The 19,699-nt window shown below is 65.0% G+C and carries 16 protein-coding genes; 8 read left to right on the top strand and 8 right to left on the bottom strand.

What is annotated here, in order from left to right; translation table 11 throughout:
- Positions 1-12 precede the first annotated feature (12 nt).
- Positions 13-1,347, bottom strand: coding sequence for an MFS transporter (locus ACU8YE_RS14025; protein WP_260803029.1), 1,335 nt, complete (start codon positions 1,345-1,347; stop codon positions 13-15).
- Between the two features lie 139 nt (positions 1,348-1,486).
- Positions 1,487-2,410: a LysR family transcriptional regulator gene (locus tag ACU8YE_RS14020; protein ID WP_232042008.1), complete on the bottom strand. Its 924-nt coding sequence runs from the start codon at positions 2,408-2,410 to the stop codon at positions 1,487-1,489.
- Between the two features lie 119 nt (positions 2,411-2,529).
- Between ACU8YE_RS14020 and ACU8YE_RS14015 the strand changes: the two genes are divergently transcribed.
- Both ACU8YE_RS14015 and ACU8YE_RS14010 read left to right on the top strand, forming a co-directional pair.
- Positions 2,530-3,738: an FAD-dependent oxidoreductase gene (locus tag ACU8YE_RS14015; RefSeq protein WP_446928962.1), complete on the top strand. Its 1,209-nt coding sequence runs from the start codon at positions 2,530-2,532 to the stop codon at positions 3,736-3,738.
- 19 nt (positions 3,739-3,757) lie between these two features.
- Positions 3,758-4,333: a hypothetical protein gene (locus ACU8YE_RS14010; protein WP_343621434.1), complete on the top strand. Its 576-nt coding sequence runs from the start codon at positions 3,758-3,760 to the stop codon at positions 4,331-4,333.
- Here the strand turns inward: ACU8YE_RS14010 and ACU8YE_RS14005 are convergent.
- The 3 genes from ACU8YE_RS14005 to ACU8YE_RS13995 form a co-directional block, all read right to left on the bottom strand.
- Entirely contained in the window at positions 4,317-4,649 is a 333-nt protein-coding gene (locus tag ACU8YE_RS14005; RefSeq protein WP_343621432.1) for a cupin domain-containing protein, read from the bottom strand. The genes ACU8YE_RS14010 and ACU8YE_RS14005 overlap by 17 nt on opposite strands.
- A gap of 79 nt (positions 4,650-4,728) precedes the next feature.
- The gene (locus tag ACU8YE_RS14000; RefSeq protein WP_232042005.1) at positions 4,729-5,469 is read right to left on the bottom strand and encodes a response regulator transcription factor; all 741 of its coding nucleotides are present in this window, start codon (positions 5,467-5,469) and stop codon (positions 4,729-4,731) included.
- A gap of 461 nt (positions 5,470-5,930) precedes the next feature.
- The gene (locus ACU8YE_RS13995; protein WP_446928961.1) at positions 5,931-6,848 is read right to left on the bottom strand and encodes a LysR substrate-binding domain-containing protein; all 918 of its coding nucleotides are present in this window, start codon (positions 6,846-6,848) and stop codon (positions 5,931-5,933) included.
- 150 nt (positions 6,849-6,998) lie between these two features.
- Between ACU8YE_RS13995 and ACU8YE_RS13990 the strand changes: the two genes are divergently transcribed.
- Positions 6,999-7,895, top strand: a complete 897-nt coding sequence (locus tag ACU8YE_RS13990) for a pirin family protein (RefSeq protein WP_232042003.1) — start codon at positions 6,999-7,001, stop codon at positions 7,893-7,895.
- A 33-nt stretch (positions 7,896-7,928) separates the two neighbouring features.
- On the opposite strand, the gene ACU8YE_RS13985 is transcribed toward ACU8YE_RS13990, so the two are convergent.
- From ACU8YE_RS13985 to ACU8YE_RS13975, 3 genes are all read right to left on the bottom strand, one after another.
- Positions 7,929-8,963 carry a serine/threonine protein kinase gene (locus ACU8YE_RS13985; protein WP_446928960.1) on the bottom strand — a complete coding sequence of 345 codons (1,035 nt, stop codon included), beginning with the start codon at positions 8,961-8,963 and terminating at the stop codon, positions 7,929-7,931.
- A gap of 5 nt (positions 8,964-8,968) precedes the next feature.
- The gene (locus ACU8YE_RS13980; RefSeq protein ID WP_446928959.1) at positions 8,969-10,639 is read right to left on the bottom strand and encodes a DEAD/DEAH box helicase; all 1,671 of its coding nucleotides are present in this window, start codon (positions 10,637-10,639) and stop codon (positions 8,969-8,971) included.
- Between the two features lie 131 nt (positions 10,640-10,770).
- A complete protein-coding gene (locus tag ACU8YE_RS13975; RefSeq protein WP_232042000.1) occupies positions 10,771-11,775 on the bottom strand; it encodes a LysR family transcriptional regulator in 1,005 nt (334 codons plus the stop codon).
- A 129-nt stretch (positions 11,776-11,904) separates the two neighbouring features.
- On the opposite strand from ACU8YE_RS13975, the gene ACU8YE_RS13970 reads away from it, so the two are divergent.
- From ACU8YE_RS13970 to ACU8YE_RS13950, 5 genes are all read left to right on the top strand, one after another.
- A complete protein-coding gene (locus tag ACU8YE_RS13970) occupies positions 11,905-13,212 on the top strand; it encodes an MFS transporter (RefSeq protein ID WP_446928958.1) in 1,308 nt (435 codons plus the stop codon).
- Positions 13,213-13,237: 25 nt separating this feature from the next.
- Positions 13,238-14,272, top strand: coding sequence for a histone deacetylase family protein (locus ACU8YE_RS13965; RefSeq protein ID WP_232041998.1), 1,035 nt, complete (start codon positions 13,238-13,240; stop codon positions 14,270-14,272).
- 267 nt (positions 14,273-14,539) lie between these two features.
- Positions 14,540-15,604 carry a TetR/AcrR family transcriptional regulator gene (locus ACU8YE_RS13960; RefSeq protein ID WP_316868341.1) on the top strand — a complete coding sequence of 355 codons (1,065 nt, stop codon included), beginning with the start codon at positions 14,540-14,542 and terminating at the stop codon, positions 15,602-15,604.
- Between the two features lie 116 nt (positions 15,605-15,720).
- Entirely contained in the window at positions 15,721-18,231 is a 2,511-nt protein-coding gene (locus tag ACU8YE_RS13955; RefSeq protein WP_446928957.1) for an acyl-CoA dehydrogenase, read from the top strand.
- Positions 18,232-18,263: 32 nt separating this feature from the next.
- Positions 18,264-19,676 (top strand): 3-oxoacyl-ACP reductase, encoded by a 1,413-nt coding sequence (locus tag ACU8YE_RS13950; protein WP_316868338.1) that lies wholly within the window; start codon positions 18,264-18,266, stop codon positions 19,674-19,676.
- The last annotated feature ends 23 nt before the right edge of the window (positions 19,677-19,699 follow it).

The raw sequence follows: 19,699 nt of genomic DNA, 5'->3' as shown, positions 1-19,699 counted from the left end.
CGAGAAGTCTGTTCAGGTTCGGTCCGCACGAGCGCGCCCGCGCAGCATCCACAGCGAAGCCAGGCTGATCAGCGTGGTCGCAAACACATAAAAACTTGGCGACGTCTTGATGTGTGTAACACCAATCAGCCACGTAACGATCAGCGGAGAGAACCCGCCGAAGATCGTTACCGACAGGTTGTAGCTGAGCGCCAGCCCCGTGCCGCGCGTACGCGTCGGGAAGATGTCGGCAAGGAGCGCAGGCAGCGGCGCCAGGATGGCGGCCAACAGCACGCCCACAATCGCCTGCATGATCAGCAGCGTCCAGAACGTCGGTTGCGCGACCAGCGTGGCAAACATGGGATACGTCGACAGCGCAATCACCACCATCGCAATCGACACCACGCGGATGCTGCCGAAACGATCCGCAAGCAACCCGAACGCCGGCGCCATCACCATCAGCATCGCGCCGGTGATCATCGTGCAGACCAGCGAGGCACTGGTCGCAATGTGGAGTTGATTGATGGCATAGGTCGGCATGTAGACCTTCTGCACGTAATTGAATGCGGTGACGGCCACCACCACGCCCGCGCCCAGCAGCAGTCCGGGCAGACCCTGCGTGAGCGTGTCGCGCAGCGGCGAGCGCTCCTGCAGCGCTGCCGACGCTTCCGCCTGCATGGCCATGAACTCCGGCGTTTCCGGCGTATGACGGCGGATGTAGACGCCAATGGGGCCGATCAGCAAGCCGAACAGAAACGCCACACGCCAGCCCCATGACTCCACCTGGGCGGTGGTCAGCGCATAAGTCAGCCATGCGCTCAAGCCTGCCGCCAGCAATGTGGCAAGGCCCTGCGTGGCGGCCTGCCAGCTCGCGTTGTAGCCCATGCGCTTGCCGTTGGCGTGTTCGATCATGAACGCCGTGGCCGAACCGAATTCTCCGCCGGCCGAAAAACCCTGCAGCAGGCGCGCCACGATCACGATGGCCGGCGACCACAGCCCGATCGACGCATACGTCGGTGCAAACGCGATCATCGCCGTGCCCAGCATCATCAGCAGGATCGACCACGTCAGCGCAGCCTTGCGGCCCACGCGGTCTGCATAGCTGCCAAGCACCATCGAACCGAGCGGCCGCATGATGAACGACACGCCAAACGTGCCGACCGAGAGCATCAGTGAGCTCCACGCATCGCCCGTCGGGAAAAACAGCTTGCCGATGGTGATGGCGAAATAGCCATAGATCAGCAGATCGTAGTATTCGAGCGCGTTGCCAACGCTGGCTGCCAGTACGGCACGCCAGGGCGCGGGATGTCGATGGGTGTCGGTGGCGCGTGTGGATGCGCCGCTCGCATTGAGGGTGTGGGCTGGCATGGTTGTCTCCCCGTGGTCTGTGCCGGTCCGCCTGTTTTGCTGGATTGCACTGGCGGGCGAAGGTTGCGGAGGAGTCTAGGTGCCGCGCCCAGGCAGCTTGTGCCGTTTCGGCACAAGGTTGGGCTTTTTGCGATGCGCGTCAGGCGAGGTCGGTGCGGGCGTTGTTGTTGGCGTTGTCAACGGCCAGTTGCCATACCTCGTCAAGCAGCGCGCTCTGGTTGCTGCGCACGCGCATCATGCGGATGTTGACGTGGATGTGCCAGGCGTCATCGCCGGCGGGGCGCAGTTCACCCGCGTTCAGGTGCGGCTTGGCCAGGCGATACGGCAACCACGCCATGCCGAATCCACGCAGGGCCATCTCTTCCACGGCCTCGTAAAAATCGGCCTGGAACACGGGCTGCAGATGCGCCTTGCGGTCGGCGGCGGCCAAGTGGCTGTCAAGCATTTGCCGCAACGTCAGCCCCCGCGCAAAGGCCAGCCATGGCAGCGGTGCGGCGGCCGAACCGGGCAGCGTGAAGCGCGGGCGGCCGCGCTTGTCAGGCGCACTCACCGGCACGAGCGTCTCTCTGCCCAGCGTGCAATGGTCGTACTTGCGCGGATCGAGCACCGCATCGGCCTGCGGGCTGGCGTAGGCGATGAGCAGATCGACGGTGCCATCGGCAAGAGCCAGGACGCCTTCCTGCGTGCCGCCCGTCGTCACGCTGAGCGGAAACACGCCGCGTTGGCGTGCCAGTGTTTCATACCAGCCCGGGACGAAGGTGCGCGCCAGCGTACGCCCTGTGCCGATCTTGAGCGCCACGGGCAATTGCGCCTCGCGCAGCAGCAAGCGCGCATCGTTCAGGCCGTCGACGGCATTGGCCGCCGCATCCAGAAACAAGCGCCCCGCCGCTGTGAGCGTGACCGGATGCTCGCTGCGCTCGACCAGCGCGGTGCCCACCCATTCTTCCAGCGCCTTGATCCGTCGGCCGAATGCGGGGTGCGTGACGTTGCGGTTCTCGGCCGCGCGGCTGAAGCTGCGGGTCTTGGCCAGTTCCTTGAAGTCTTCCAGCCATTTGATCTGCATGGCGCGTCCGGTTTGTGTGGTGGGCGTGAGGTCTGCGCATTATCTCCGCAGCGTGCACGAACAGCCTTAACGTGCGTGCCGTATCGTTATCATCCTGAGCAAACGATCTGCCACGCTTCATGACCGCACCCCGCCCGCTGACCATCGGCATTGCCGGCGCCGGTAACGCCGGCCTCGCCGCCGCCATCGCGTTTGCCCGTCATGGGCACGACGTGCACGTCTTCGAAAAGCATCCGCAGTTGACCGCCATGGGCGCGGGCCTGCTGATCCAGCCGCAGGGCATCCGCGCGCTGGAGGCACTCGGCGTGGGCCGCGAGCTTGAGGGTATCGGCGCGCCGATCGACCGACTGATCGGTCTGAGCCATCGCGGCTGGCGGCTGCTCGACATTGACTACGCCGATGCACCCGGCCGCGCCGTCACGCGGCACGCGCTGTCATCCATGCTGTATGACGCCGCCTTGCACGCAGGCGCATCATTCCACTTTGGTTGCGCGATCCAGCAGTTGCTTTTTGATGGCCCACGGGCGCGGGTCATGCACGAACAGGGCGAATCGGTCTTCGACCTGTTTGTGATTGCCGATGGCGCGGCGTCTGCGCTGCGTGAACCTGCAGGCCTGGCCGGCCCGTCGAGCACCTACCGATGGGGCACGCTGTGGTTCCAAGGATGGGTGGACGGCTGGAACCCGCGCGTGCTGCAGCAGCGCTTTCGCGGCACGCGCGAGATGATGGGCCTGCTGCCCACTGACGTGGATGGCAGCCGCACGCGCCTGTCGATGTTCTGGAGCCTGCCCGGCGATGCCGTCAACGCCTGGCGCCAGACCGACATCACGCAGTGGAAGGCGCATGTGTTGAGCCTGTGGCCGCAAGCTGCGCCCATGGTCGAGCAGATCGGCTCACACGACGACATGCCCTTTGCCTTCTATCGCCACACATGGCCGCGCGCGCTGGCCAAACCGCCCTACTGCGTGATCGGCGATGCCGCGCATGCCATGAGCCCGCAGCTCGGTCTGGGAACCACGCTAGCCGCGCAAGATGCCCTGGCAATCGCAGCGTGCGTGCAGGTGCATGGCGCCACCGATGGCGCCCTCGCCTATCACGCCCGTCGTCTGCATACCGTGCAGGCCTATCAGACGCTGAGCCGTGCGCTTACGCCATGCTTCCAGTCTCAATATGGAGGCTGGATGCGAGACGTGGTGTTTGCCACCGGTTTGCGCATCCCGGGTGTTGCATGGCTGATGAAACGCAGCCTGGCCGAACCGCCCGCTCGCGACGCCGCATTCGCCCCGGCCGCCGCTTCCACGACTGCCAGCGAAAAATCACAGGCATGACACCACGCCGTCGATCACCATGAGCCTGCTGCACACCTTCCTTCCAGAGCATCAGTTCAGCGAGCAACACCGCATACGCGTCAATGCAGCACCGGGGCGCGTGCTCGACATGGTTTCGCAACTTGACGTTACCGATTTCCCGCTGGCCCGAATGTTCCTGCACTTGCGCGCCATCCCGGCGCGCATCGCCGCCGCGATGGGCAGGCCCAATGCGCGACGTATCGATGCCGGATTCGGCCTGCACGATTTCACGGTACTTGGCCGCGATGGAGATCGCGAATTCGCGCTGGGCCTAGTCGGTCGCTTCTGGGAAGCTGCCGGAGGGCTCGTCCGCGTTGAAGCCGGCGCATTTCGCGCGTTCTCAGAATCCAACATCGCCAAGCTGGTCATGACGTTCGTCGCCGAACCCGACGGCGCCGGCACGCTGCTGACCACGCGCACATGCGTGCATTGCTCGGACACAACGGCACGCCGCCGCTTCACGCCTTACTGGGTACTGATCCGCATCCCGAGCGGGCTGATCCGCCGGATGATGCTGCAGCGGATCAAGCAACTCGCGGAGGCACGCGACGCCCCGCTTATACGTCCAGAATGACCAACGTACCCGCGCTGCCAGGATCCACGCTGTGCGGCACGCCGGCGGGCACGACGTACAGCTCGCCGCGCGAGACCGTCACCGCATCGCCGTCGATGCGCAGGCGCAGCTCGCCATCGATCACAAGCAGACCTTCTGCATAGTTGTGCACTTCGTCGGGATACGGCGTGCCGTCCATGCGCAGCACCTTGAAATTGCCACCGCCAAAGCGCTCCAGCACGCAAGAGGACCATGCGTGCGGCAGCGCGTCGGCCTCTGCATTGAGATTCACAAGCGGCACACTGGCCTCGCCCAAGTAGTGAGAGGCATCGAGCATACCAGCCGATAGAAAACAAATTGGGCGCCGCCGCGTTTCAGCGGTAGCGCCCAGCCTGGGTTGCGCGATCGGCCTGCCCTTAGACGCCGTACGACGCGACCTCCATGTCCGACAGCCCATTCATGTCGTCCGCCGGCTTCAGGTGATCCACCCGATAACCGTGCTTGTACACCGCCACCAAGCGCACCTCGTTTTCCGGTTCGATATTCAGCTTCATACGAATGCGCGACACATGGCTATCGATCGTGCGCGTGTACTCCGACGAGTTGCGGCCCCACACCTGCCCAAAGATGTGGTCGCGCGACAGCGTGCGGCCCACGTTCGAGAACAGCAGCAATGCCAACTGAAACTCAATCGCCGTCAGCGCAACGCGCTCGCCGTGCAGCGTGACCTGCTGGCGCTGTGGATTGAAGTGGTATGGCCCCACCGCGAACGGCAGGCGGCCATACGGAATCGGATACGCACGGCGCAGTAGCGCATCGACACGCGCACGCAGCTCGGCAATACGGAACGGCTTGGCGATGTAGTCGTCGGCGCCGTGCGTGAGTGCGCGCACGAGGCTCTTTTCACCTTCTTCGGCCGTGACGAACAGGATCGGCAGGACCTCCCTGTGGCGGCTGCGCACCACGCTCAGCACGTCGATACCGAGCATGCCCGGCGTGTGCCAGTCGAGAATCAGCATGTCGTACGACGAGCGTCCCAGCATGCGCAGCAACGTCGCGCCATCGCTGTAGGTCACCACGTCGTGGCCCGACTGGGACAGGATCTGGACGATGACTTCGCTTTGGAAGGGATCGTCTTCAAGCAAGGCGATACGCATGTTCTGCTCCGTGGAAATGACGCACATGCGCGCTGGAGGGTGCGGGCGTGATTTCGCCCAAACAGTCGCGTTCAGCACGATCCGTTGCATGTGTTACGTGTCTGCAATTTTCATGGCGAGGTTTGCTACGAACCATGAGAAGAGTCCTAATTTGTGAAGACCCCTGGAGGCACGCAATGCCGTATCCACTCCGCGGAATGTGGACAAAAAAAAAGCCCGGACGACGAGGTCCGGGCGGCGGTGCTTCCCACGACGTGACGGGATCGGAAACACCCAAGGGTCGCATGTGCCGGACACATCCCAGTGCACCGGGGGGAAACACTGGGACGCTTACGGGGGGTGACGTCATGGAGGGTCCGACGTACTGGTCCGCACATGCGAAGCGCATGATGCCGTGCGATATGCGTAAGCGGAGCACTCGTGACAACATTTGACGCGCCCGGCTTCCGGGCCGCGACACCTCAGGTGGGATCAGCGTTTTCCAGCTCTTGCCGGATCGACTCGGTCAGCATGTCGATCAGCAACCGAACGCGTTTGGGAACGAACCGCGCGGATGGCGTGACGAGGTTGATCGGCTCGCCGCTGGTTGCGTAGTCGGGCAGCACGCGCACGAGGCGCGGCAGCGGCGCGTTGGCGCGCGCCACGGCACTCGCGTACAGCGGCAGGGGGCCAATGCCGGCGCCCGACGCAATCAACGTTTCCAGATAGATGAGGCTGTCTGAATTCAGACGCGCGCGCACGGCCACGGTTTTCAGGCCATCGGGGCCGACGAGGCGCCATTGCGTTTCGCCGCGGCCCGTGCCGCGAAAATCCAGGCAGCAATGGTCGGCCAGCCCTTGCACGGTGTCCGGAGCCCCGCGACGCTGCAGGTAATCGGGCGAGGCGAACAAGCCGATGCGCAATACGCCAAGCGACCGCGCCACGAGCGAACTGTCGGCTAAGCGCCCGACGCGGACGGCAAGGTCAAACCCTTCCTGCACGAGATCGACATTGCGCGGCGTCAGCACCACGTCCAGATCGATGTCCGGGTACTGCAGCATGAAGCGCGCCGCCACGGGCGCCACCAGCAGGCGGCCGACGTCTTCCGAAGACGTGATCCGCACCTTGCCGCGCGGCAGGTCTTGCAGTTCGCCGGCGCAGGTCGTGGCGCGTTCGATGTCTTCCAGTGCATGCGACGCCACCTGATACAAACTCTGGCCAGCGTCGGTCAAATGCAGCGTGCGCGTGGTGCGCTGTAACAGTCGTACGTTCAAATCCTGTTCAAGCGCCGCGATGCCCCGGCTGACGGACGATTTGGGCAAATCGAGCCGCATTGCCGCTGCCGTGAAGCTACCCGCTTCAACCACGCGCACGAATAGCGCCAATTGGTTCAGATCCATGGTTTCCTCCTCTTATCGTGATGCGCGCCGGCCTGGGATTGTGATTGTCTCGCCGGGAGCAACATTTTTTCCCACAATAACCGACTAGTGCAAACCGGGCAACCACCCTACATTTGGCATATGACAAATGCCCGATTTCAGGAGAACAACATGGAAACCCTCGTGCAACCGCAAGTGCAACGTGGCCGCCGCGTGGAGCGGATCATCACGGGCCGCCCCACCTCCGATGGCGCGGGCGTCAAGCTCACACGCGTGCTGACGAACAACCTGCAACGCCGGCTGGACCCGTTCCTGATGCTGGACGCGTTTCGCAGTGACGACCCGAACGACTATCTGGCCGGCTTTCCCGACCACCCGCACCGTGGCTTTGAAACGGTGACGTACATGATCGCGGGCCGCATGCGCCACCGCGACAGCGCCGGCCACGAAGGCCTGCTGCAACACGGCGGCGTGCAATGGATGACCGCCGGCAGCGGTGTCGTGCACTCTGAAATGCCGGAACAGGAAGATGGCGTGATGGAAGGCTTCCAGCTGTGGCTGAACCTGCCTGCCCGCGACAAGATGACGACGCCGTGGTACCGGGACATTCCGTCGAACGAGATTCCCGAGTTCACGACGGAAGACGGCGTGGCCGTGCGTGTCATCGCTGGCGAATCGCGAGGCGTGCAAGGTGCGATGACGCGTGAAGCGACGCAGCCGCTGTACCTCGACATCACGCTGCCGGCGGGTGCGTCGTTTGCGCAGCCGCTGCCGGCCGGGCACAACGCGTTCGTCTACGTGTTCCGTGGCAGCGCGCTGGTGGGCGATGCCGAAGCATCTGGCAACGCTGGGCTGCAGCGCGTGGAAGACAAGCAGATGGCCATCCTCGCCAACACGGAAGGCGCCGAGGGCGTGGTCATCCGTGCGGGAGATGCTGAGGCGCGCGTACTGCTGGTGGCTGGCAAGCCGCTGAACGAGTCGATTGCGCAATACGGCCCGTTTGTGATGAACACGCAGGAAGAGATCTTCCAGGCTGTTCGAGACTTCCAGGCCGGCAAGTTCGCCTAAGCCCAAGCCTCAAAGAAAAACCGCCGCTCGGTTTCACCAGAGCGGCGGTTCATCCAACAGCGCGATCTGCTCGCGCAATTCCAATACCCGGTCCTGCCAATAGCGTTGCGTGTTGAACCACGGAAACGCGGCGGGAAACGCCGGATCATTCCAGCGACGCGCCAGCCATGCGCTGTAGTGCAGCAAGCGCAGCGTGCGCAGCGCTTCCACCAGATACAGCTCGCGCGTGTCGAATTCGCAGAAGTCTTCATAGCCGGCAAGCAGGCTGGCGAGCTGCGATTGCATCGACGCGCGATCGCCCGAGAGCAGCATCCACAAATCCTGTACGGCGAGGCCGGTGCGGCTGTCGTCAAAGTCGACGAAATGCGGGCCAGCGCTGCGCAGCGGATCGTCTTGCTTGGCGTCGGCCTCTTCGATCCAGAGGACGTTTGAGGCGTGGCAATCGCCGTGCAGACGCAGCAGCGAAACGTCGCCCGCGCGGTCGTAGCAGCGGCGCACGCCGTCGAGTGCGGCATCGGCCACGCTGCGCCAGGCCGGCAACAAATCGGGCGGGATGAAATCCTGTTCGAGCAGCCAGTCGCGCGATTGCACGCCGAAGGTGTCGATGTCGAGTGCGGGCCGGGCCATGAACGGCCGCTGCGCGCCGATGGCGTGAATGCGACCGAGGAAACGGCCCATCCATTCCAGCGTGTCGTCGCGGTCGATGGCCGGCACCCGGCCGGCACAGCGCGGGAAAACCGCAAAATGCCAACGCTCGAACGTGTGCAGCGTGCGGCCGTCGATTTCCAGCGGCGCGATCACGGGGATTTCCGCGGCCGCGAGTTCTGCCGTGAAGGCATGCTCTTCGACGATCTGCGCTTCAGTCCAGCGGCCCGGGCGGTAAAACTTGACCACCACTGGCGCGCTGTCTTCCACGCCGGCCTGGTAGACGCGGTTTTCGTAACTGTTGAGCGCGAACATGCGGCCGTCCGGCATCAGCCCGACCTGCGCCAACGCATCGAGGATGCTGTCGGGCGTCAGGCCATCGTAGGGCGCTTCAGCGGATGCCGGTTGGCCGTCGTCGTGCATGAACGTCAGGCTTTACGGCCGCCGAGCAACGCAGCCGCCTTGGCAAACAAACCGTTGAACGGCTGCTTGGCCGGCTGTCCCTTGTGGGCTGGCTGCGCGGCTTGCGTGTTCGATGCCCGGCGTTGTTGTCCACCCTGCCCGCCTTGCCCACCGCCCTGGCCTTGGCCTTGGCCATTGCCCTGACGTTGGCCGCGTGCTTGCGATTGACCATTGCGCGGCTTCGGCGCAGCTTGGCCGTCACGTTGACCTTGCTGACCTTGCGCCTGACGCTGGCGGCTGCCGGCACCATTGCGACCCTGGCCTTGGCCTTGATTCTGGCCCTGGCCCTGGCCCTGGCTGTTACCGCTCGACTCGCGACGCGGTTCGCGAGGCTCACGCGGAGCCCGCGGCTCGCGCGGGGCGGTGTTGCCGCTCGCTTGGCGAGGCTGCTGGCTGCGGCCACCGCCGGGGCGGCCACCGCGCGCGTTGCCGCCACGGCCTGCCGAGTTGCGCCCGTTCGGAATCGGTTCTGCCGCGATGGTCGGGTCCGGCTCGAAACCTTCCAGCAAGGTACGCGGCAGTTCGCGCTTGATGAGGCGTTCAATGTCACGCAGCAAGCCGTGCTCGTCCACGCAGACCAGCGAGATTGCCTCGCCTTGTGCACCCGCGCGTCCGGTGCGGCCGATACGGTGTACGTAGTCCTCGGGCACGTTCGGCAAGTCGAAGTTCACCACGTGCGGCAGTTGGTCGATGTCGATACCGCGCGCGGCGATATCGGTGGCAACCAGCACGCGCAGCGTCCCGGCCTTGAACTCCGACAGCGCACGCGTGCGTGCCGCCTGGCTCTTGTTGCCGTGAATGGCCAGCGCCGGAATGCCGTCGCGCGTAAGCTGCTCGGCCAGGCGGTTGGCGCCGTGCTTGGTGCGCGTGAAGACGAGCACCTGGTGCCAGTCGTTGTCGCGCACAAGCTTGGCCAGCAATTCGCGCTTGCGCTCGCGGTCGACCGGGTAGATGCGTTGTTCGACTGTTTCGGCTGTCGTGTTGCGGCGCGCGACTTCGATCAGCGCCGGCTTGTCGAGCAGGCGATCGGCCAATTCGCGGATGTCGTCGGAGAACGTGGCCGAGAACAGCAGGTTCTGGCGCTTGGGCGGCAGGATGTTGAGGATCTTGCGGATGTCGTGGATGAAGCCCATGTCGAGCATGCGATCGGCTTCGTCCAGCACCAGCAGTTCAATGTGCGACAGATCGATGGTGCGCTGGCCGACGTGGTCCAGCAGGCGGCCCGGCGTGGCCACGACGATATCGACACCGCGCTTGAGCGCATCGATCTGCGGGTTGATGCCGACGCCGCCGAACATCACCATCGACTTCAGCGGCAGGTACTTGCCATAGGCGCGCACGCTTTCTTCGACCTGCGCGGCAAGCTCACGCGTGGGCGTCAGCACCAGCGCGCGGATCGGAAAGCGCATGCCCTGCGGCGTCTGCACCTTGTTGGGCTGCGAGGCAGACAGGCGGTGCAGCAGCGGCAGCGTGAAACCGGCGGTCTTGCCGGTGCCGGTCTGTGCACCGGCGAGCAGGTCACCGCCCTTGAGGATCGCGGGGATGGCCTGGCGTTGAATCGGAGTGGGTTCTGCGTAGCCGAGTTCGGCCACGGCGCGTACCAGCTTGTCTGACAAGCCGAGTTCGGAAAACGACATGGAAAAGCGATTGGACCGGCGTGTCCCGCGCATTCGTTCGTGCGCCAATCGTGGACAAAGCCTGGGTAGGTGACGGGGCGACTGGACCCCGGGGACTGCATGAAGGGCGCTAGTTTAACAGGTGATGGTGTTTACCCCACCGGCGCCCGCAATGCCGCCAACGGCGCATTCACCACATCCCCGAGCCGCTCGGCCAACGAATACCGCGCCATATACCGCCGGAAATGCGCTAGGAACGCGTCTTCGGCTGGCGCCAGACGCCGCTCCTTGTGCCACATCAGGTACAGATCGATGTCGGCAACGCCCTCTTCAGGCGGCAGCCGCCACAAACGCTGCTGCGCCACATCGTCCGCCACGATGTGCTCGGGCAGGCAGCCGATCCCATACCCCGCAAACACCAGCCGCTTGATCTCGTCCAGGCTCGGTGACGTGGCGACGATGCGGCCGGTGAATCCCTGCTGATCCCGAAACACCGCCAGCGGCGATAGCGCATCGCCCAATTGGTCGCTCATGAACGAGACAAAGTTTTCGCCGAGCAGATCGCTGATCGACAAGCCCGTCCGCCCGAACAACCGGTGATGCCGCCCGCAGAACACGGCATAGCGCTGGCGCAGGAATAGTTGCCGCTCGAGCTTCTCGACGGGCGTGCGGCACAGGCTCAGCCCAATGCCCGCGCGCTTCTGCGCAAGCGCATCGAGGATGTCCGTACTGCGCATCACTTCCACCTGCAGATCCACGCGCGGGTGATGGCGATGGAACGCCGCCAGGCATTCGTCGTACACGCCCGACTGGATGCGGCTGACCGTCAGCAGATGCAGCACGCCGCTCACATCGTCTTGCGGTTCACCCAGCTCTGAGCCCAGCCGCGACACATTGCCGTAGACATCGGTGGCGATGCGCAACACGTCTTCGCCAACGCGCGTGAGGCGAAAGTGCGAGCCGCGCCGCTCAATCAACGTGTGGCCGAGCTGATCTTCGAGCCGCCGCAGCGCAAGGCTCACGGCCGGCTGCGTGATGTGCAGCCGCACCGCCGCGCGACTGATGCTCCGCTCGTGGACGATGGTGAGAAAAGTGCGCAGCAGGTTCCAGTCAAGCCGGTCGCTGACCAGGGCGGGATCAAGGGCGGACGGATCCATGGCGGCGAATATGAGTTGAATTTATACAAACAATAAGTATTCAGAATTTGACTAATACCGGTCAAGCGGCAATAAACACGCATCGCCGCCTTGAAGCGGCGGGCTAAAAAATCTGTGAGGAGCTACACCATGCAACCGTCTCAACCCGGCGGGCGCCAGCCTGCGCGCGCGGCCACCGCCGCCTTTGTCGGCACCATGATCGAGTGGTACGACTTCTACATCTACGCCACCGCTGCTGCGCTCGTGTTTGGGCCGCTGTTCTTTCCGGGTGGCGACCCGTTCCTGAGCACGCTCGCTTCGTTCGGCACGTTTGCCGTGGGCTTTTTCGCACGGCCCCTGGGCGGCATCGTGTTCGGCCACTGGGGTGACCGCATCGGCCGCAAGAAAGCGCTGATGATCACGCTCACGATGATGGGCCTGGCGACCATCGGTATCGGGCTGCTGCCGACACATGCCACCGCTGGCGCGCTTGCGCCGGTGCTACTGGTGCTGCTGCGCGTGGTGCAGGGCGTTGCGGTCGGTGGCGAATGGGGCGGCGCGGTGCTGATGGCGGGCGAACACGCGCCCAAGGGCCGCCGCACGTTCTTCGCATCGTTTGCGCAACTCGGCAGCCCGGCCGGGTTGATTCTTTCGCTGCTGGCTTTCCGCCTTGTCACGTCGATGGACAAGGAAGCGTTCATGGACTGGGGCTGGCGTCTGCCATTCCTCGCCAGCGCGGTGCTGCTGCTCGTGGGCGTGGCGATCCGCCTGGGCGTGAACGAGTCGCCCGAGTTTGCGCAGGTGCAGGCGCAGCGCAAGACGGCCAAGCTGCCAATCGCCGAAGTCTGGCGCACGGCTCGCGTGCCGGTGCTGCTGTGCATTGGCGCCAACACCATCGGCATTGCGGGTGTGTACTTCACCAACACGTTCATGATCGCGTACACGACGCAGTATCTGTCGCTGTCGAAAACGCTGATTCTCGATTGCCTCTTCGTGGTGGCGTTCATCCAGTTCCTGGCGCAGCCGCTGGCGGCATGGCTGGCGGAGAAGCTTGGCAGCGCACGCTTCCTCAAGCTGATGGCACTGCTGGCAATGGCATCGCCGTATCCAATGTTCCTGCTGGTGCAGACGCGCCAGGCGCCGCTGATGGTGCTGGGCATTGCGCTGGCCGTGGTGTGCATGGCGAGCTTCTACTCGGTCATTGCAGGCTTCGTGTCGGGCGTGTTCGAAACGCGCGTGCGGTATTCGGCGATCTCGCTGTCATACCAGGTGTGCGGCGCGGTGGCGGGCGGGCTCACGCCGCTGGTCGGCACCATCCTCGCGCAGCGCTTCCATGGCGAATGGTGGCCGCTGGCGGTGTTCTACACGCTGCTCGCCGGTATCTCGCTGCTGTGCATTGCCGCCATCGATGTGCGCCAGCGCGGCCGTGCAACTGCCGGCGAGGCAGTCGGCGCATAACAGTCTCCCCACCCTTGTTTCACCCATGCTGACGTTCTTTCACCCTGAACAGCTTCTGCACCATCCGCAGAGCTACTACTCGCGCGGCAAGATGCGCACGCCGCAGGAAGTGCCGGAGCGCGCGCTGAATCTGCTGCAGGCGGCGCGCGACCTCGGCTTTACCATTGCGCGCCCCGAAGACCACGGCATCGCGCCGCTCACCGCCGTGCATGGCGAGCCCTATCTGCGCTTCCTGCAGGACGCCCATGCCGACTGGCAGCGCCTGCCCGAAGACTGGGGCGACGAGGTCATGTCCAACATCTTCGTGCGCGAACCCAATGCGCTGCGCGGCGTTCTGGCCCAGGCCGCGCGCTATCTGGCAGACGGCAGTTGCCCAGTCGGCAAGAACACATGGCGATCGGCGTATTGGTCGGCGCAAAGCGCAGCAGCCGGCGCGCAAGCCATCCTCCATGGCGAGCGCACGGCCTACGCGCTGTGCCGCCCGCCCGGCCACCACGCGCGCCGCGAGGCAGCCGGCGGCTTCTGCTACCTGAACAACGCCGCAATTGCAGCACAGGCGCTGCGGGGCAAGTTCAAGCGCGTCGCCATCCTCGACACCGACATGCATCACGGCCAGGGCATCCAGGAGATTTTCTACGACCGTGCCGACGTGCTGTACGTCTCCATTCATGGCGATCCGACCAACTTCTACCCGGTGGTTGCCGGCTTTGACGACGAGCGCGGCACAGGCGAAGGCCTGGGCCTGAACGTGAACCTGCCGATGCCGCACCGCTCGCCGGAATCGGTGTTCTTCGACAAGCTCGGCGATGCGATTGCCGCACTCGAGCGCTTCCAGCCCGATGCGCTGGTGCTCTCGCTCGGCTTCGACATCTATCGCGAAGACCCGCAATCGCAGGTGGATGTCTCGACGCAGGGGTTCGGCCGGCTTGGCCAGGCCGTTGGCGCGATCGGGCTGCCGACGCTGGTCGTCCAGGAAGGCGGCTATCACCTGCCTACCCTTGCACAGAACGCCGCCGCATTCTTCGGCGGCCTGACATCGCTCCATCGGCCAGCCGGCTGACCCGCCCAGGTCACCACAGGGGGGCGCAAACCTCGCTCCAGTTTTTCGATGTTTGCGCCCACTCACTTTTAAAGCTACGTGTTTCATACGTTGGCTTGGCCACCGTCTCCTCTCTAGAGTGCCCGCTCGAATTGGGCGCTTGGCGTTTTCAAACGTCTGTTCCTAACATGCCCGGGCAACCCCATACACATGTTTGAATCGTACGTTCGAGCGCTGCACTGCAGCAATCGAGCCCGATATCAGGCCTAAAAAAACGAGGTAGGAGACATGGGACGTCCTGGAGCAGGAGACACCAAGGGCCGCATTCTGGAAGCCACCGAACTGCTGTTCATCGAGTTCGGCTACGAGGCGATGTCGTTGCGGCAGATCACGGCGCGCGCCAAGGTCAATCTGGCCGCAGTCAACTATCACTTCGGCAGCAAGGAAGCGTTGATGCAGTCGGTGCTGGGGCGCCGGCTTGACCCGCTCAACACGCGTCGGCTAGCGCTGCTGACCGCGTGCGAAGAACGCTGGACCAAGGAACAACTGACCTGCGACCACGTGCTCGGCGCGCTGTTTGTGCCGGCGCTGCAGATGGCGCGCAACCCCGACACCGGCGGCCCTGCGTTCCTGCGCCTGATGGGGCGCGTGTATTCCGACACCTCACCGTTCGTGCAGAACTACCTGCTCGGTCACTACGCGCTGGTGTTCGATCGCTTCTTCGAAGCCTTCTCGCGTGCGCTGCCGCACCTGCCGCGCGCAGAACTGGGCTGGCGCCTGCACTTTGCGCTCAAGGCTCTTGCCGGGGTGCTGGCCGGCGACGACCTCAACAACCTGCTGCCGCTGTTCACGCAGGGCAAAACGATGAACGATGCCTCGCTGCTGGCACGCCTGACGGCGCTGGTGGTGGCCACACTCAACGCCCCCCTGCCCGGCGAGGCCGGTGCGCTCGATCAGGTGGTCGAACTGGCCGAAGCCCAGGTGCCCACGCCCGTCGCGCAAGCGGACGATGCCGCCAATGGCAACGACAGCGGCAACGGCGGTTCAGGGCGCCACGCCGGGCACGGCAACGGCCGCAGCGCAGAACGCAGCCCGACGCACACCACTGCCTCACCCTTTGCCGGTGACCTGTTCGGCCGCACACCCGCCGCTCGCGCAAGCGCCGACGACGCCGCAGACGACCACGACGATCTCGGCGCCGATGCACACGACGATCATCACGGCGATGACAGCGATGGCGATGGCCCCGCGCCCTCCGCGCGCACCCGGGCATTGGCCGTTCGCCGCAGCAATGCGGCTCGCGCAATCTTCCCGGCCAATCCGATGCGCCCTTGGCGCAGCCCTAACGCCTGACAACCCAGGCCCGGCCCCGATCTCCCGTGTGCGGGCACGGGAGTCGCTCGGGCATTCGGCAGGTGCCGCCCATGTTCAAGACATCCGGCACATAGACGCATCGAATGGAGACCCTCATGACGACGATCTGGATCGTCCTGCTTTGCATCGGCGTGCTCGGGCTCGCCAGCATCGAAGCCTCGGCATTCGCCTGGCTGGTCGCAACCGCTGTGTGGCTGGTGGCGGGGGCCTGGCTGGGCCTGGTCGGCCCGGTGATGACCACGGTACTCGCCATCGTCTTTGTGCTGTCGGCGCTGGTGCTCGCGCTCAAGCCGCTTCGCCGCGCACTCATCACACGTCCGGTGCTGGCGATGTTCCGCAAGATCATGCCGGAGATGTCGCAAACGGAGCGCGACGCCATTGAAGCGGGCACCGTCTGGTGGGATGCCGAACTGTTTTCCGGCCGGCCCAACTGGTCGCGATTGCTGTCTTCGCCGCCGCCGGGCCTGTCGGCGGAAGAGCAATCTTTCCTCGACGTCGAGACCGAAAAGCTCTGCGACTTGGCCAACGATTGGGAAAGCACGCAGATCTGGCAGGACCTGTCGCCCGAGGCGTGGGCCTACGCGAAGCGTGCCGGCTTCCTCGGCATGATCATCCCGAAGGAATACGGCGGCAAAGGCTTCTCGGCATACGCGCATTCACAGGTCATCATGAAGCTGTCGACGCGCTGCTCTGCCGCAGCCGTGTCGGTCATGGTGCCGAACTCGCTGGGCCCCGCTGAGCTGCTTCTGCACTACGGCACCGAAGCGCAGAAGAACCACTACCTGCCGCGCCTCGCACGCGGTGAGGAAATCCCCTGCTTTGCGCTGACCAACGCGTATGCCGGCTCCGATGCCGCGGCCATTCCCGACGTGGGCGTGGTCTGCCGCGGCGTGCACGAAGGCCGCGAAACGCTGGGCTTTCGCGTGACATGGAGCAAGCGCTACATCACGCTCGGCCCCATCGCTACGGTGTTGGGGCTGGCCTTCCGCGCGGTCGATCCGGATGGCTTGCTCGGTAGCGACAAGGAGCCCGGCATTACCTGCGCGCTCATTCCGACGAAGCATCCGGGCGTGAACATCGGGCGTCGCCATTGGCCGCTCAACGCCGTGTTCCAGAACGGCCCCAACTGGGGCAAGGACGTGTTCATTCCCATCGACTGGGTGATCGGCGGCCAGGCGCAGGTCGGCCGCGGCTGGCGCATGCTGATGGAGTGCCTGGCAGCGGGCCGTGCGATCTCGCTGCCGTCGTCCAACGTGGGCATGGCCAAGCTGGCTGTGCGCAGCACCGGCGCGTATGCCGCTGTGCGCCGCCAGTTCCGTACGCCCATCGGGAAGTTCGAGGGCATCCAGGAAGCGCTCGGCCGCATGGGCGGCAACCTGTACATGATGGATGCGGCTCGGCGCCTGTCCGCGCTGGCCGTAGACCTGGGCGAGAAGCCTTCGGTCATCTCCGCCATTGCCAAATACCACGTCACCGAACGTGCGCGCGATGTGGTGACCGATGCGATGGATATCGTCGGCGGCAAAGGCATCTGCATGGGGCCGAACAACTTCCTGGCGCGTGCGTATCAGCAGGTGCCGATCGCCATCACGGTGGAAGGCGCGAACATCATGACGCGCTGCCTGATCATCTTCGGGCAGGGCGTGATTCGCTGCCACCCGTATGTGCTGCGCGAGATGACGGCCGCGCAAGACAGCGATTCCCCCGAGACCCTGCGTGCGTTCGACACGGCGCTGTTCGGCCATGGTGCGTTCATCGCGGGCAACCTGGTGCGCTCGCTGCTGCATGCGCTCACGGGCGGCCGCGTGGCAAGCGCGCCGGACAATGCGGCGCCGGAAATGCAGCGCTATTACCGCGCCGTCAACCGCTTCTCGACTGCGTTGGCGCTGCTCTCCGATGTGTCGATGTTCACGCTGGGCGGCACGCTCAAGCGCCGCGAGAGCATCACGGGGCGGTTGGGCGACATCCTCTCGCAGATGTACCTGATCTCTTCCACGCTCAAGCGCTTTGAGGATGAGGGCCGCCCCTCCGAGGACGCGCCGCTCGTGCATTGGTCGGTGCAGGACGCGCTGGTGAAGGCGCACGATGCGCTGGACGGCGTGCTGGCCAACTTTCCGAACGCGGGCATCGCACCGCTGCTGCGTGCGCTGATCTTCCCGTTCGGGACGCCGTATCGCAAGCCGTCGGATGCGCTGGCCGCGCAGGTCGCCGAGTTGATGCAAACGCCGGGCGCCGTGCGCGATCGCCTGTTGGCCGACTCATACTGCCCAACGCCCGAAGTCGACCCGATCGCCTATGGCGAAGCGGCGTTCCGCCTGCAACCCGCGGTGGACGCGATCGAGCAGCGCTTGAAACCGGCCATCCGCGCTGGCAAGCTGCCGCCGGTGCCACAAAGCCTGCCCGACTTCGAAGCCTGGACCGCGCAAGCCGTCGCACAGAACCTCATCGACGAAGGCGAACGCAAGCAACTGTGCGACTACGCGTGCTATGGCGAACACGCGGTCGCCGTGGACGACTTCCCGCCCGACTTCAACCTGATGGCCGACCTGCAGCGCCGCAAGGATGCGCTCGATGCGCTGCAGGCCGCCGAGCGCCGCGCAGCCTGATGGCCCGGGCCTGATCAACGACAACAACCACGATGCAAGACAAGTACCTCGATTTCGTCGGTTCCGGTTTCGGCAAGTGGCTGTCGGCCAACCTTGGCCTGCCGCAGCCGGTGCCGTTGCGCCGTTATGTGCCGGGGGAACCGGAATTTGTCGGGCCGTTCCTGATGGGCGCGGCGCCGGGCGGCTCCATGCGCGAGACGCTCGCCGCGCTGTTTGCCGAGACCGGCGTACCCACGCGTTTTCATGAAAGCGATCCGGAATGGCTCGGCGCCGCCAACCGGCACGGGCAGATCACGGGCCGCTTTGTCGCGCCCACGGGCAAGGACGGCGACGCGTTTGACCGCATTGGCGGCATCGTCTTCGATGCCACGGGCATTGCGACGGTCGACGGGCTCGATGCGCTGTATCACGTGTTCCACGATGGCGTCCGGGCCATCGGCCGTTGTGGGCGCGTGGTCGTGATCGGCCGTCCGCCGGAAGACTGCAAGACGCCGGAGGCAGCGATCGCGCAGCGCGCACTGGAAGGGCTCACGCGCTCGCTGGGCAAGGAAGTCAGGCGCGGCTGCACAGCGCAGCTCGTCTACGTGGCAGAGGGTGCGGAAAACGTAGCCGCATCGACGCTGCGTTTTCTGCTGTCGGCGCGCTCGGCGTATGTATCGGGGCAAGTGGTGCGCGTGCATCGCGCCGCAGCGGTGCCGGTGGATTGGCAGAAACCGTTGGCCGGGCGCACCGCGCTGGTGACAGGCGCCTCGCGCGGCATCGGTGCGGCCATTGCGCATGTGTTGGCGCGTGATGGCGCACGCGTGCTGTGCCTGGATGTGCCCGCCGCACAGGAAGCGCTGAACGCCGTTGCCCAGGAAATCGGCGGTGAAGCACTGACCTACGACATCGCCGCACCGGAAACACCCGCCCTGCTCGCCCAGCAACTTGCCGCATTGGGCGGCATCGACATCCTGGTGCACAACGCGGGCATCACGCGCGACAAGACCATCGCCCGCATGACCGAACCCGCGTGGCGCAGCGTGCTCGACATCAACCTGACTGCGCAATTGCGCATCAACGACGCGCTGCTTGCGGCCAATGCGCTGCATGCAGGCGGGGCCATCGTGTGCGTGTCGTCCATCAGCGGTATTGCGGGCAACCTGGGGCAGACCAACTACGCGACGTCCAAGGCCGGTGTGATTGGCCTCGTGCAGGCTGGCGCGCCGCTGCTGGCAGAGCGGGGCATCACCATCAACGCCGTTGCGCCGGGCTTTATCGAAACGCAGATGACAGCGGCCGTGCCATTCGCCATCCGTGAAGCCGGCCGGCGGATGAATGCGATGAGCCAGGGTGGTCAGCCCGTCGACGTGGCCGAGACAATTGCCTGGTTCGCCAACCCTGCGTCGAATGGCGTAACAGGCAACATCGTGCGCGTGTGCGGGCAAAGCCTGCTCGGGGCCTGACGCGACCATGCGCTCGCTGGCCC

The sequence above is a fragment of the Ralstonia sp. VS2407 genome, from assembly GCF_052950655.1.
The sequence above is the reverse complement of the archived record's forward strand: the minus strand, read 5'-3'. Positions and strand labels throughout refer to the sequence as shown.

Excerpts from the sequence above, each read along its gene's own strand:
- ACU8YE_RS14025 (WP_260803029.1), bottom strand. The coding sequence starts at position 1,347 with ATGCCAGCCCACACCCTCAATGCGAGCGGCGCATCCACACGCGCCACC.
- ACU8YE_RS14020 (WP_232042008.1), bottom strand. The coding sequence starts at position 2,410 with ATGCAGATCAAATGGCTGGAAGACTTCAAGGAACTGGCCAAGACCCGC.
- ACU8YE_RS14015 (WP_446928962.1), top strand. The coding sequence starts at position 2,530 with ATGACCGCACCCCGCCCGCTGACCATCGGCATTGCCGGCGCCGGTAAC.
- ACU8YE_RS14010 (WP_343621434.1), top strand. The coding sequence starts at position 3,758 with ATGAGCCTGCTGCACACCTTCCTTCCAGAGCATCAGTTCAGCGAGCAA.
- ACU8YE_RS14005 (WP_343621432.1), bottom strand. The coding sequence starts at position 4,649 with ATGCTCGATGCCTCTCACTACTTGGGCGAGGCCAGTGTGCCGCTTGTG.
- ACU8YE_RS14000 (WP_232042005.1), bottom strand. The coding sequence starts at position 5,469 with ATGCGTATCGCCTTGCTTGAAGACGATCCCTTCCAAAGCGAAGTCATC.
- ACU8YE_RS13995 (WP_446928961.1), bottom strand. The coding sequence starts at position 6,848 with ATGGATCTGAACCAATTGGCGCTATTCGTGCGCGTGGTTGAAGCGGGT.
- ACU8YE_RS13990 (WP_232042003.1), top strand. The coding sequence starts at position 6,999 with ATGGAAACCCTCGTGCAACCGCAAGTGCAACGTGGCCGCCGCGTGGAG.
- ACU8YE_RS13985 (WP_446928960.1), bottom strand. The coding sequence starts at position 8,963 with ATGCACGACGACGGCCAACCGGCATCCGCTGAAGCGCCCTACGATGGC.
- ACU8YE_RS13980 (WP_446928959.1), bottom strand. The coding sequence starts at position 10,639 with ATGTCGTTTTCCGAACTCGGCTTGTCAGACAAGCTGGTACGCGCCGTG.
- ACU8YE_RS13975 (WP_232042000.1), bottom strand. The coding sequence starts at position 11,775 with ATGGATCCGTCCGCCCTTGATCCCGCCCTGGTCAGCGACCGGCTTGAC.
- ACU8YE_RS13970 (WP_446928958.1), top strand. The coding sequence starts at position 11,905 with ATGCAACCGTCTCAACCCGGCGGGCGCCAGCCTGCGCGCGCGGCCACC.
- ACU8YE_RS13965 (WP_232041998.1), top strand. The coding sequence starts at position 13,238 with ATGCTGACGTTCTTTCACCCTGAACAGCTTCTGCACCATCCGCAGAGC.
- ACU8YE_RS13960 (WP_316868341.1), top strand. The coding sequence starts at position 14,540 with ATGGGACGTCCTGGAGCAGGAGACACCAAGGGCCGCATTCTGGAAGCC.
- ACU8YE_RS13955 (WP_446928957.1), top strand. The coding sequence starts at position 15,721 with ATGACGACGATCTGGATCGTCCTGCTTTGCATCGGCGTGCTCGGGCTC.
- ACU8YE_RS13950 (WP_316868338.1), top strand. The coding sequence starts at position 18,264 with ATGCAAGACAAGTACCTCGATTTCGTCGGTTCCGGTTTCGGCAAGTGG.